Source organism: Burkholderia sp. Ac-20344 (assembly GCF_017104975.1).
Lineage (GTDB): Bacteria > Pseudomonadota > Gammaproteobacteria > Burkholderiales > Burkholderiaceae > Burkholderia.
Window position 1 is genome coordinate 13,441 of record NZ_JAAGPP010000078.1, and the last position, 12,606, is coordinate 26,046.

At 67.2% G+C, this 12,606-nt stretch carries 13 protein-coding genes; 3 read left to right on the forward strand and 10 right to left on the reverse strand.

Annotated features, from left to right (window positions below; all coding sequences use genetic code 11):
- Nucleotides 1–207: 207 nt before the first annotated feature.
- The 3 genes from slmA to argB are packed head-to-tail and all read right to left on the reverse strand — an operon-like array spanning nucleotide 208 to nucleotide 2,527.
- Nucleotides 208–873, reverse strand: a complete 666-nt coding sequence (gene slmA, locus G3N64_RS23105; protein WP_205785982.1) for a nucleoid occlusion factor SlmA — start codon at nucleotides 871–873, stop codon at nucleotides 208–210.
- Nucleotides 840–1,631, reverse strand: coding sequence for a pyrimidine 5'-nucleotidase (locus tag G3N64_RS23110; RefSeq protein ID WP_205785983.1), 792 nt, complete (start codon nucleotides 1,629–1,631; stop codon nucleotides 840–842). Before G3N64_RS23110 ends, slmA begins: the two co-directional genes overlap by 34 nt.
- On the reverse strand, nucleotides 1,628–2,527 hold the full coding sequence (argB, locus tag G3N64_RS23115; RefSeq protein ID WP_006490510.1) for an acetylglutamate kinase: 900 nt from the start codon (nucleotides 2,525–2,527) through the stop codon (nucleotides 1,628–1,630). Before argB ends, G3N64_RS23110 begins: the two co-directional genes overlap by 4 nt.
- A 305-nt stretch (nucleotides 2,528–2,832) precedes the next feature.
- On the opposite strand from argB, the gene G3N64_RS23120 reads away from it, so the two are divergent.
- From G3N64_RS23120 to G3N64_RS23130, 3 genes are all read left to right on the forward strand, one after another.
- Entirely contained in the window at nucleotides 2,833–3,057 is a 225-nt protein-coding gene (locus tag G3N64_RS23120; RefSeq protein WP_089426574.1) for a cysteine-rich CWC family protein, read from the forward strand.
- 96 nt (nucleotides 3,058–3,153) lie between these two features.
- Nucleotides 3,154–4,572 carry an ATP-binding protein gene (locus tag G3N64_RS23125; protein ID WP_205785984.1) on the forward strand — a complete coding sequence of 473 codons (1,419 nt, stop codon included), beginning with the start codon at nucleotides 3,154–3,156 and terminating at the stop codon, nucleotides 4,570–4,572.
- 13 nt (nucleotides 4,573–4,585) lie between these two features.
- Nucleotides 4,586–5,128 (forward strand): response regulator transcription factor, encoded by a 543-nt coding sequence (locus tag G3N64_RS23130; protein ID WP_043184707.1) that lies wholly within the window; start codon nucleotides 4,586–4,588, stop codon nucleotides 5,126–5,128.
- A 177-nt stretch (nucleotides 5,129–5,305) separates the two neighbouring features.
- On the opposite strand, the gene hslU is transcribed toward G3N64_RS23130, so the two are convergent.
- The 7 genes from hslU to G3N64_RS23165 form a co-directional block, all read right to left on the reverse strand.
- Nucleotides 5,306–6,649, reverse strand: coding sequence for an ATP-dependent protease ATPase subunit HslU (gene hslU, locus G3N64_RS23135; protein ID WP_205785985.1), 1,344 nt, complete (start codon nucleotides 6,647–6,649; stop codon nucleotides 5,306–5,308).
- A gap of 10 nt (nucleotides 6,650–6,659) precedes the next feature.
- Complete coding sequence (gene hslV, locus G3N64_RS23140) at nucleotides 6,660–7,196, reverse strand: ATP-dependent protease subunit HslV (protein ID WP_006760749.1); 537 nt, start codon at nucleotides 7,194–7,196, stop codon at nucleotides 6,660–6,662.
- Nucleotides 7,197–7,442: 246 nt separating this feature from the next.
- Nucleotides 7,443–7,859, reverse strand: a complete 417-nt coding sequence (gene dksA, locus G3N64_RS23145; protein WP_006477498.1) for an RNA polymerase-binding protein DksA — start codon at nucleotides 7,857–7,859, stop codon at nucleotides 7,443–7,445.
- Between the two features lie 496 nt (nucleotides 7,860–8,355).
- Nucleotides 8,356–9,441 (reverse strand): GTP-binding protein, encoded by a 1,086-nt coding sequence (locus G3N64_RS23150; RefSeq protein ID WP_205785986.1) that lies wholly within the window; start codon nucleotides 9,439–9,441, stop codon nucleotides 8,356–8,358.
- Between the two features lie 202 nt (nucleotides 9,442–9,643).
- Nucleotides 9,644–10,858 carry a class I SAM-dependent rRNA methyltransferase gene (locus G3N64_RS23155; RefSeq protein WP_069249126.1) on the reverse strand — a complete coding sequence of 405 codons (1,215 nt, stop codon included), beginning with the start codon at nucleotides 10,856–10,858 and terminating at the stop codon, nucleotides 9,644–9,646.
- A gap of 76 nt (nucleotides 10,859–10,934) precedes the next feature.
- Complete coding sequence (gene xerC, locus G3N64_RS23160; RefSeq protein ID WP_205785987.1) at nucleotides 10,935–11,855, reverse strand: tyrosine recombinase XerC; 921 nt, start codon at nucleotides 11,853–11,855, stop codon at nucleotides 10,935–10,937.
- Between the two features lie 14 nt (nucleotides 11,856–11,869).
- A complete protein-coding gene (locus tag G3N64_RS23165) occupies nucleotides 11,870–12,598 on the reverse strand; it encodes a DUF484 family protein (RefSeq protein ID WP_205785988.1) in 729 nt (242 codons plus the stop codon).
- Between the last annotated feature and the right edge of the window lie 8 nt (nucleotides 12,599–12,606).

Sequence of the window (12,606 nt, forward strand, 5' to 3'; positions counted from 1 at the left end):
TCAGGTGGGTATTTGATGAGGATGACGAATCGATAAGGGCGTGCGAAGGATTCGAACCCTGGATCGAATCAGTCCGTCAGCACCGCAGGTGCGGGACGGGTGAGGTCATGCCGTGTGCCACGGCGAGCGCGGAATCGGCGCTCGCGCATCGATGATGTCGCCACGCGAGTGCGACGCTCGACGGCGCGCACGTCGCCGTCTCATGCGTTACTGCAGAATCAGCCGCAAATGCGCATCGGCCTGCTCGCTCGGCGACTTCTGGAACCCGCCTTTCGCGAACCGATGCCAGCGGCCGATCACGTAGCTGACGAGCAGGCTCGCCCGCGCGGCGGGATCGTAGTCGGCAGGCAGCACGAACGGCGTCGCGCCGTCCTGCGGCGCATTCGCCTCCGTGCGCGCGACCCGAAGGCATTGCTTGACGGTCGCCTCGATCCGGTCGAGCAGCTGGTTCACGCGTTCGGTGAGCCGCTCGTCCTCGCCGACCAGCGCCTCGCCGGTCAGCACGCGCGTCATGCCGGGGTTCTTCGCGGCGAAGTTGAGCATCGTCAGCGCGATCGTGCGCGCCTGCAGCACACCGTTCGGCTCCTTCGCGACGATCTGGTTGACGAGTCCGAACAGCGCCTGCTCGATGAACTCGATCAGCCCTTCGTACATCTTCGCCTTGCTGGTGAAATGCCGGTAGAGCGCGGCTTCCGACACGTCGAGCCGGGCTGCGAGCGCGGCGGTCGTGATTTTCTCGGGCTTGGGCGCCTCGAGCATCGCGGCGAGGGTCTGCAGGATCATCACGCGCCGCTCGCCCGGTTTCGGGCGCGGGCGGGACGGTGTGGCCTGGTCTTCCTTTACGGCGTGGTCCTGCGGGTAAGTCGGCTGCATTTTTGTCGCCCCGATCGTGTGCCCAGTCGCAGCGATTTTAACGAACGAATGCGCTGGTCGACATAATGCGGTCGGCCGACGTTCGGCAGATGGCCCGGCAGGTGGCCGGTGATCCATACGGTACCGATGCCGAGGCGCTTGTAGTGCTTCAGGTGGCTGCGGGTGTCTTCGACGAGGATCGCATCCGTGAGCCGTGCATGCACGGCGCGCAAAGTCCTGCGCAGCATCGCACGATCGGGCTTCGCGCGCCACGTGCGGCGATCACGCATGTGCTCGATCGCGATCACGCGCTCGAACAGCCGCTCGATGCGCAGCTCCCGCAGCACCGCGCGTGCGTAGTTCGCGGGCGCGTTGGTCAGCACGAACTTGCGGCCCGGCAGCGCGGCGATGATGTGCGCGAGACCACGCTCTGCGCGCACCATTGCAGGCAAGTCGGAAAACGTGTGGACCACGCGCAGGAAGTCGTGCGGATCGATCGGGTGATGGCGCGTGAGGCCGAGCAGCGCGGCGCCGTAGCGCTCGGTATAGCCGTTGCGCAGGCGATCGGCTTCGGCGTGCCCGACCTGCAGCGCGTCGATGATGTATTGCGTCATCGCACGGTTGATCTCGGGAAAGATCGCGTGCGATGCGTGGTGCAGCGTGTTATCGAGATCGAACAGCCAGACGGGCGCGCCGGCACGCGGCCGGCTGCGCGAAATGCGCCGGCGTCGCAACGACGCCGGCAGGTCGGGGCTGGCAGGCGGGCGGCGCGCGCTCAATGCGAGCGGATCATCGTGCCGAACGGCTGCTCGGTCAGGATTTCCAGCAGCACCGAGTGCTCGATCCGGCCGTCGACGATGTGCACCGACTTCACGCCGCTCTTCGCGGCGTCGAGCGCCGACGAGATCTTCGGCAGCATGCCGCCCGAGATCGTGCCGTCTTCGAACAGCGCGTCGATCTCGCGTGCGGAGAGATCGGTCAGCAGGTTGCCGTCCTTGTCCATCACGCCGGGGATGTTGGTCATCATCAGCAGCTTCTCGGCGTTGAGCACCGTGGCGAGCTTGCCCGCGACCAGATCCGCGTTGATGTTGTACGACAGGCCATCCTCGCCGAAACCGATCGGCGAGATCACCGGGATGAACGCGTCGTCCTGCAGCGCCTTCACGACTGCCGGGTTGATCGCCTCGACTTCGCCGACCTGGCCGATGTCGATGTACTGGCCCGGGTTGTCGCGGTCCGGCATCAGCAGCTTGCGTGCGTGGATCAGGCCGCCGTCCTTGCCCGTCAGGCCCACCGCGTGGCCGCCGAAGTGGTTGATCAGCATCACGATGTCCTGCTGCACTTCGCCGCCGAGCACCCATTCGACGACTTCCATCGTCTCTTCGTCGGTGACGCGCATGCCCTGGATGAAGGTGCCGGCCTTGCCGATCTTCTTCAGTGCGTGATCGATCTGCGGACCGCCGCCGTGGACGATCACCGGATTGATGCCGACCAGTTTCAGCAGGATCACGTCGCGCGCGAAGCCTTGCTTGAGCCGCTCTTCCGTCATCGCGTTGCCGCCGTATTTGATGACCACGGTCTTGCCGTGGTAACGGCGGATGTACGGCAGCGCCTCGGCGAGGATTTCTGCCTTCAGCGTGGGGGCGATCTGCGAGAGGTCGATGGGCTCGGACATGGCGGCGGCTCTGGCTGGGAACGGTTGAAACACGGCGAATTGTACAGGAGTGGCGCAGCGCAGCATCGGGTTTTTGGGCGGGCCGGAACACCGGTGGCGCGGCCCGGCAACGCACGCGGCGGCCCGCCGGCTATGGCGCGGCGCGAAGTGGGCTTCGATACGGGCAGCGGTGCGCGGGCGTCGGCGGCGGGTTGGTTCGCGAGCGTTCGCGATGGCCCTCGGCCGAACGGCCGACGTGCAAAATCCGTTCGCCGCGCTATGCTTGTCGCGTAGGGCGGCTTCCCTCCCGCTTCCGCGCATTAGCCATGACCGATTCCGCCGCCGACGCCCGTTCCGCCCCGCGCCGCGCGCGTTGCCCGCACTGCGGCCGCAGCTTCGACTGCGGCGCCCGCACGCAGCCGTTCGAATGCTGGTGCGCGTCGATGCCGGTCTTGCCCGGCGGCACGCCGCCCGCGGCCGGCGCACGCTGCCGGTGCCCCGAGTGCCTGGCCGACGAGATCGCGCAACGAATGGCCGGTGCGGCCGGCTGACGGCACCGGCCGCACACGTGGGGCGTCCGCCTCGTTTACTGCACGCCGATCCGGCCCCGCTAGAGGCGCCGCCCGCTAAACGGGTAAACTGCTCGGATGCAACGAATCACCACCACCGGGCGCGTCAACCTCAGTCACCTGTTCTGGCTCCGCAATCTCGCGATCATCGGCCAGCTCGTGACGATCGGCGTCGTGCAGACCTATTTCGGCGTGCATCTGCCGTTGCCGGCGATGCTGATGGTCATCGCGCTCGAAATTGTTTTCAACGCGTTGACCTGGGTGCGCGTGCTGCGCGCGCGGCCCGAGACCAATTTCGAGCTGCTCGGCCAGCTGTGGGTCGACCTCGGTGCGCTGTCCGCGCTGCTGTTCCTGTCGGGCGGCACGACCAATCCGTTCGTGTCGCTGTACCTGCCTTCGCTCGCGATCGCGGCGGCCGTGCTGCCGTGGCACCTGATGATCTGGCTCGCGGCGTTCGCGGTCGCGTGCTACGCGGCGCTCGGCTTCGACTCGGTGCCGCTCAACATGGACAATCCCGCGAACCTGTTCGACTACTACCGTACCGGGATGTGGGCGAACTTCATGGTCAGCGTCGGGCTGATCGCCTGGTTCGTCGCGCGCATGTCGAATGCGCTGCGCCAGCGCGACGCGGCGCTCGGCGAAGCGCAGGCGCACCTGCTGCGCGACGAGCGGGCGGTCGCGCTCGGCGTGCAGGCCGCCACCGTCGCGCACGAGATGGGCACACCGCTGTCGACGATCGCGATGCTTGCCGAAGAGCTGCGCGACGCGGCGCGCGCCGATCCCGGGCTGGCCCGCTACGAGGCCGACCTGAAGGTGCTCGAGGAACAGATGTCGCTCTGCACGTCGGCGCTCGCGCGCCTGCGCAGCCGTGCGAGCGCGCCCGCGAGCCGCCAGCCGGTGGACGACTGGCTCGATACGTTCGTCGAGCACTGGCGCCTGCGGCATCCGCACGTGCAGTTCGAACTGCTCGGTGCGCGTCCGGCGGGCGTCGCGCTCGACGACACGGTCGCGGCCGGCCAGATCCTGACGATCCTGCTCGACAACGCCGCGCGCGCGAGCCCGCAGCGCGTGACGCTGGCCGCGAAGGTCGCGCATGGCGGCACGGCCGACGAGATCGAATTCGAGGTATGCGACGACGGGCCCGGCATTCCGGCCTCGCTGCGTGAATCGCTCGGCGCGATGCCGGTCGACAGCACGCAGGGCGGGCACGGGGTCGGCCTGTATCTCGCGTTCAGCGCGGCCGCGCGGCTCGGCGGCGAGATCGAACTGTCCGATGTCGTGCCGCGCGCGGCGGGCGGCAACGGGCGGGCGGGCAGTGCGGCGAATGGTCACGCCGCGGCAGGCTCGGCACAGCGCGCGGGCCAGCGCCAGGCCGAACGGACAACCGGCTCGCCGGACGCCCGCCCGGCCGGCACGACCGCCGCGCGTGGCACGCGGGCGGTGCTGCGGCTGCCGGTCGTGCGCGTCGCGGCGTCGGCCGCCTCAACCAACACGTAGACGGAGAAACCACATGAGCGAGAACAATTTCCTGGTGATCGACGACAACGAGGTGTTCGCGGGCACGCTCGCGCGCGGCCTCGAGCGCCGCGGTTACGCGGTCCAGCAGGCGCACGACAAGGAGGCGGCGCTGCGGCTCGCCGCGGGCAGCAAGTTCCAGTTCATCACCGTCGACCTGCATCTCGGCGAGGATTCGGGCCTGAGCCTGATCGCGCCGCTGTGCGACCTGCAGCCCGATGCGCGGATCCTGGTGCTGACCGGCTACGCGAGCATCGCGACCGCCGTGCAGGCGGTGAAGGAAGGCGCCGACAACTATCTCGCGAAGCCCGCGAACGTCGAGTCGATCCTGGCCGCGCTGCAGACCAACGCGACCGAGGTGCAGGCCGACGAGGCGCTCGAGAATCCGGTCGTGCTGTCGGTCGACCGGCTCGAATGGGAGCACATCCAGCGCGTGCTGGCCGAGAACAACAACAATATTTCGGCGACCGCGCGCGCGCTGAACATGCATCGCCGCACGCTGCAGCGCAAGCTCGCGAAGAAGCCGGTGCGGCAGTAAGCGGCGCGCCGCGCGCCGTGGTCGTCACGGCGGGGGCGATTCCGTACGACGCGTGCCGCGGGATGCGACGCGCGATCGCGCAGGCGGACAGGCGGCGCATGGCTGTCGGTCGGCCAACGTACCAACGAAAACGGGCGGCCCGCCAGGCCGCCCGTTTCGCATTCGCCGCCGCGCGCGTTACAGCACGTAGCGCGACAGGTCTTCGTCCTGCGACACTTCGCCGAGTGCGCGGTCGACATACTTCGCGTCGATCGTCACGCGCTCGCCGGCATGGTTGCCGGCCGAGAACGACACTTCTTCGAGCAGCCTCTCGATCACCGTGTACAGCCGGCGCGCACCGATGTTCTCGGTCTTCTCGTTAACCGCATAGGCGATTTCCGCGAGGCGGCGGATGCCGTCGTCGGCGAATTCGAGCTGCACGTCTTCGGTCGCGAGCAGCGCCTGGTACTGCTTGACGAGGCTTGCGTCGGTCGCGACGAGGATCGCTTCGAAATCGTTCACCGACAGCGAGTCGAGCTCGACGCGGATCGGGAAGCGGCCCTGCAGTTCGGGAATCAGGTCGCTCGGCTTCGCGAGGTGGAACGCGCCGCTCGCGATGAACAGGATGTGATCGGTCTTCACCATCCCGTACTTCGTGTTGACCGTCGTGCCTTCGACGAGCGGCAGCAGGTCGCGCTGCACGCCCTGGCGCGACACTTCGCCGCCGCTGCCTTCGTTGTTGCGCGACGTGATCTTGTCGATCTCGTCGAGGAACACGATGCCGTTCTGCTCGACATTCTGCACGGCCTTCGTCTTCACTTCCTCTTCGTTGAGCATCTTCGCCGCTTCCTCGTCGGTCAGCAGCTTCAGCGCTTCCTTGATCTTCACCTTGCGGCGCTGCTTCTTGCCGCTGCCGAGGTTCGAGAACATCGAGCGGATCTGCTCGGTCATCTCTTCCATCCCCGGCGGCGCCATGATGTCCATGCCGGCCGACGGCTGCTCGAGGTCGAGCTCGACTTCCTTGTCGTCGAGCTGGCCTTCGCGCAGGCGCTTGCGGAACGTCTGGCGCGTCGCGTTGTTGTCGTCGTTCGCGTGTTCGGCGTTGCCGCCGAAGCCCACTGCGCGCGGTTGCGGCAGCAGGATGTCGAGGATGCGGTCTTCCGCCTGGTCGGTCGCCTTGCTGCGCACCTTGCGCATCTCGGTTTCGCGCGTCTGCTTGACCGAGATCTCGATCAGGTCGCGCACGATGCTGTCGACGTCGCGGCCGACGTAGCCGACTTCGGTGAACTTGGTCGCTTCGATCTTGATGAACGGTGCGTCGGCGAGCTTCGCGAGGCGGCGCGCGATTTCGGTCTTGCCGACACCCGTCGGCCCGATCATCAGGATGTTCTTCGGCGTGATTTCCTGGCGCAGCGGGTCGGCGACCTGCTGGCGGCGCCAGCGGTTGCGCAGCGCGACCGCGACGGCCTTCTTTGCCTTTGCCTGGCCGATGATGTGCTTGTCGAGTTCCGAGACGATCTCGGCAGGGGTCATGGTGCTCATGGGGCTGTCCTTACTCGATCGTTTCGATGATGCGGTTGTGGTTCGTGTAGATGCACATGTCGCCGGCGATTTCGAGCGACTTCTCGACGATCTCGCGCGGCGACAGCTCGGTGTTCTCCGCGAGCGCGCGGGCCGCGGCCTGCGCATACGCACCGCCCGAGCCGATCGCGCAGATGCCGCCTTCGGGGTCGAGCACGTCGCCGTTGCCGGTGATGACGAGCGTGGTGGTGGCATCGGCCGTGATCAGCATCGCCTCGAGGCGGCGCAGCATCCGGTCGGTGCGCCAGTCCTTCGCGAGCTCGACGGCCGCACGGGTCAGGTTGCCCTGGTGCTTCTCGAGCTTCGCCTCGAAGCGGTCGAGCAGCGAGAACGCATCGGCGGTGCCGCCCGCGAATCCGACCAGCACCTGGTTGTTGTAGATCCGCCGCACTTTCCGCGCGCCACCCTTCATGACGATGTTGCCGAGGGTTACCTGGCCGTCGCCGCCGAGCGCGACCTTGTCGCCGCGCCGGACCGAAACGATGGTCGTGCCGTGAAATTGCTCCATCTGCGTTCCTTGAGAAAAACGGGGGAAGGCGGGGGCGCGGGGCGCCGCCGCGTAAATCTCGCAGTGCGCCGGGAAGCGGCCCGGCGCGCGTCCGTTTCATTTTAGGGCGGGCGACGGGATATCAAGAGGCGGGGCGGCGAATCGGCGGCCGGGCGCCGGTGCGGGAGGCGGCGCCGGGAAAACAAAAAGCGCGCGGCAGGCCGCGCGCTTTCGGGAAGCAGCGTGTCTGAGCGGAACGCCGCTCGATCAGTCGCCGAACAGCTTCTGGCGCAGCTCGCGGCGCTCCTGCGCCTCGAGCGACAGCGTGGCGGTCGGACGCGCGAGCAGGCGCGGAATGCCGATCGGCTCGCCGGTTTCCTCACACCAGCCGTAATCGCCGGAATCGATGCGGGCGAGCGACTGCTGAACCTTCTTGAGGAGCTTGCGTTCGCGATCGCGCGTACGCAGCTCGAGCGCGTGCTCTTCCTCGATCGTCGCGCGATCGGCGGGATCGGGCACGATCACCGTCTCGCGCAGGTTCTCGGTCGTCTGGCCTGCATTCTTGAGGATGTCCGCCTGCAACTGTTCGAGCCGATTTTTGAAGAAGGCGAGCTGATCCTCATTCATGTAATCCTTGTCGCTCATCTTCAGGATTTCGGCTTCGGTCAAGAGTTTCTTCGTCATCTGCTTGCTTCTTCAATGTGCGGCAAATCGAGAGATATTGCCTGCACTTTGGGATTACCCGCAACCGCGCTTGCAATCATTTGCGATTTGCCGCCGCGGGGCCGAAAGCCTCTGGAAAACCGGTTCTCAAATACCAGGATAGGCCTGGCGCGAAGTTGCGCGCGCTGCGAACCGGTGTGCTGCGCGGCACATCGCATCGGCCGCGGCCGGGAGGCGGATGGGCGATCCGGCGCGGTTGCGATGCCCGGAAAACTGGTTCAGCAAGAACCGGGCCTGTTTGTTGCCGTACTCCAGCGGGCACGTATTGTAACTGAATCGCAAGCGGGCGCCGTATCGGGTCGATCCCCGTCGGCTGCGCCAATATCTAGAAAATATAACGCGCAAATCGCGAAAAAGCGATGACGGCGAAACCCTGCCCGAAAAGGGCGCTCCGCGGCGGCCGCAGCCGCCTGGGGGGCGGCCGCGCGGCGGCGTGTGCGGCGGTTGCCCGCGCGCGTCAGGCGAGGCAGGCGTCGAGGCCGTCGGTGATCAGGTCCTGCGGCAGATCGACGCCGATGAACACCATCTTGTTCGTCTTCTTCTCGACCGGCAGCCACTTCGAGGCGAGGTCGCTGCCCATCATCTGGTGCACGCCCTGGAACACGACCTTGCGGTCGACGCCCTTCATGTACAGCACGCCCTTGTAGCGCAGCATCCGCTCGCCGTAGATCTGCAGGATGCCGCCGAGGAAGTCCTCCAGCTTGTTCGGGTCGAACGGGCGGTCGTTGCGGTACACGAACGACTTGATCTTGTCGTCGTGGTGCGCATGGTGATGATGGTGGTGGCCGTGGTCGTGATCGTGCGCGCATTGACCGTGATCGTGGTCGCAACTGGCGTGATCGTGATCGTGATCATGGTCGTGATCGTGGTGGTGATGCGCGTGATCGTCTTCGGCGAGGAAGTCGGGGTCGATCTCGAGCTTCGCGTTCAGGTTGAAGCCGCGCAGGTCGAAGATTTCCTTGATGTCGGCTTCGCCGAAATTCACGACCTTGATCGCGGCCTTCGGGTTCATGTGCATCAGGCGGTGCTTCAGGTCGGCCACCGTCTGGTCGTCGACCAGATCCGACTTCGTGATGAACAGGCGATCGGCGAAACCGACCTGGCGCTGCACGACTTCGTGCTCGTCGAGCTGCGCGTCCGCGTGCTTCGCGTCGACCAGCGTGATGACCGCGTCGAGCAGGAAGTCGTCGGCGATCTCGCTGTCGATGAAGAAGGTTTGCGCGACCGGGCCCGGGTTCGCGAGGCCGGTGGTTTCGATCACGATGCGGTCGAAGTCGAGCTTGCCTTCGCGCTTCTTCGCGGCGAGATCGCCGAGCGTGCGCGCGAGGTCGCCGCGGATCGTGCAGCAGATGCAGCCGTTGCTCATCTGGATGATCTGCTCGTTCGAATCCTGGATGAGGATTTCGTTGTCGATGTTCTCTTCGCCGAACTCGTTCTCGATCACGGCGATCTTCATGCCGTGCTGTTCGTTCAGGATGCGCTTGAGCAGCGTCGTCTTGCCGCTGCCGAGGAAGCCGGTGAGGATGGTGACGGGAGTGGCCATGTCAATCGCCTGTGGTTCGTGAATCGGGGTCAAAACCAGGATGTGCGTCGCGCCCCGGGGCGTTGCCAGCCGGGGCGCACAACCATCCATTGAAACATACCTGTCAAGCCCTCGCCCGTCGTCCGGACGACAGGCGGGAGTGCGAATCCGCCGGGTGCCAAGGCCGCGGCCGGCGGACGGTTACGCGCGTAGATCGGGGCGATCAGACGATTTGCAACAGCAGGCCCTTCAGATATTCGCCTTCCGGGAACGCGGCGAGCAGCGGGTGATCGACGCCCGCGCCGAGCCGCTTCAGGATGCGCGCGTCGACCTTCGCATCGGCGGCCGCGCCCGCGACGATCTTCTGGAACAGGTCCATGTCGATCGCGCCCGAGCACGAGTACGTGAACAGCAGGCCGCCCGGGCGCAGCAGCTTGAAGCCGCTCAGGTTGATGTCCTTGTACGCGCGCGCCGCGCGATCGACGCTGTCGCGGGTCGGCGCGAACTTCGGCGGATCGAGCACGATCAGGTCGAAACGCTCGCCTTCGTCGACGAGGCGGCGCAGCGTCTTGAATGCGTCGGCGTCGAGCCAGGTCGCGCGTTCGGCGTCGAAGCCGTTGGCGACGACGTTCTGCTGCGCAAGTGCGAGCGCATCGCCCGACGAGTCGATCGACACGACACGCTTCGCGCCGCCCTTGAGCGCGGCGAGCGAAAAGCCGCCCGTGTAGCAGAAACAGTTCAGCACGTCGCGATCGGCCGCGTACTGCGCGACCAGTGCGCGGTTGTCGCGCTGGTCGACGTAGAAGCCCGTCTTGTGGCCGTTCGGCACGTCGACGTGATAGCGCACGCCGTTTTCGTTCGAGATCAGCGTCGCGGGCGGTGCATCGCCGGCCAGCACGCCGGTGGTCTGTTCGAGCCCTTCCTTGTCGCGGATCGACACGTCCGAGCGCTCGTAGACGTTCGGGCAGTCCGTCGCGCCGACGAGCGCCTTCACGATCGCGTCCTTCCACGCCTCGACACCGGCGGCCATGAACTGGCAGACGAGCTGGCCGCGCGGCGCCGCGCCGGCTTCGGCGGTGTCCGCGACGTAGTAGTCGACGATCAGCCCCGGCAGCCCGTCGGCTTCGCCGAACACGAGCCGCACCGCGCCCGTGCCCGACACCATCGTCGTGCGGTGCGCGACCGCGCGCTGCACACGGCGCTTGAAGAATGCATGGTCGATCGGCTCGTTCTCGTCGAAGCTCCACACGCGCACGCGGATCTGCGATTGCGGGCTGTACGCGCCGCGCGCAAGGAAGCGGCCGTCGTGCGCACGCACGATCACGGTCGCGCCGGGCGCGGGCTTGCCGTCGACGCGGTCGATCGCATTGGCGTAGATCCACGGATGGCGGCGCAGCAGCGATTTTTCCTTGGACGGCTTGAGGGTGACGGTTTGCATGATGAGATCGAAATGGGCCGTGCGCGAAGCCGACCGTGGCCGGTCGCCGCGCGCGGCGGGTAACACGGGACGCGCGTCAGTCGCGCTTCTTCGCGCGCGGATGCGCGCTGTCGTAAATCTTCGCGAGATGCTGGAAGTCGAGCGACGTATAGACCTGCGTCGCGGAGACGCTCGCGTGGCCGAGCAGTTCCTGCACCGCGCGCAGGTCGCCGCTCGATTGCAGCACGTGCGTCGCGAACGAGTGGCGCAGCACGTGCGGATGGACGTTGGCGGGAATGCCCGCGGTGAGCGCCGCGCGCTTCACGCGCTCGCGCACGACACCCGGCGACATCCGGTTGCCGCGCACGGACACGAACAGCGGATGCGGATCGTGCTTCACGAATTCGCCGCGCACCGCGAGCCACGCGTTCAGCGCATCGATCGCCTTGCGGCCGACCGGCACCTTGCGTTCCTTGTTGCCCTTGCCGCGCACGGTGACTTCGGCTTCGGCGAGGTCGAGCCAGCCGGCCGACCGGTAGCCGTCGGCCTGCGTGTACATGACGTCGAGCCCGATCAGCTCGGCGAGGCGCAGCCCCGACGAATAGAACAGCTCGAGGATCGCGTGATCGCGGATGCCTTCGGTCGTGCCGGCGAGCGGCGCGTCCATCAATGCCGATGCATCGTCGACCGACAGCGCCTTCGGCAAGGTCTTCGCGCGTTTCGGCGCGCGCACCGCGGCGACCGGGTTCGCGGGCATCTCGATGCGCTGGGCGAGCCAGCGGTAGAACGCGCGCCACGCAGACAGCCGGTGCGAGATCGACCGGGCGGACAGCCCGCCCGAATGCGCGCGCGCGACCGCGCCACGCATGTCGGCGGCCGTCAGCGCTTCGAGCGGCCGGCCGCCCGCGAGCTTCTTCAGCTCGTCGAGTTCGTGCGTGTATCCGCGCAGCGTGTGTTCCGACAGCTGCCTGACGTGCTTCAGGTTCGACAGGTAGGCGGCAACCGGATCGTCTGTCATCGCGTGCGGAAGGATCAGTGCGGCAGCAGGCGCGTGAGCGCGGCGCTCGCGAGCGTCGCGATCTGCGCGAGGAAGTCGGTGGCCATCCCGTCGTGGAAGCGGCGCGGGTCGGGCGAACCCAGCACGAGCAGGCCGAACGCGGGCACATCGGCGCCTGCGAGCGGCGCGCGCAGCGCGAGCAACGCGACCGATGTGGCCGAGCCGTCGCCGGCCGGCGGCGCGGCTTCCGTGCCTTCCGCCGCATTCGCGGCCGACGCGGCGACCACGGGCGCGAGCCACTGCGCGGCTTCGAAGCCCGTGTTCGCACCGCAGTACGGCGTCGACAGGCCGTTCGTGAACAGGCGCACTTCCTCGCCGACCTGGCGCGCGAAATCGGCCTGCGAGTAGGTGTCGGCGACGTCCCACACGCGCAGCGCCGTCTGCGGCACGTCGAATACTTCGGCGATGCCGTCGGCGATCGTGCGCGGCAGCGCGTACGGATCGCGTTCCGCGATCACGCGCGCGGTCCAGCGGCTGAACTTCGCGGACAGGCTGTCGTTCTCGTGGCCGTAGCGCACGAGCTCGGCGAGCCGGCGCTCGAGATGCTTGTTCTTGTCGCGCAGCATCTCCATCTGCCGCTCCTGCAGCGAGATCGCGGCCTTGCCGTGCGGGTTCGCGAGACGGATCGTCGCGAGCAGTTCGGCGTGCTGCGCGAAGAATTCAGGATTGGCGAGCAGGTAGTCGGCGACTTCGCGATCGTTCATGTGGCTGG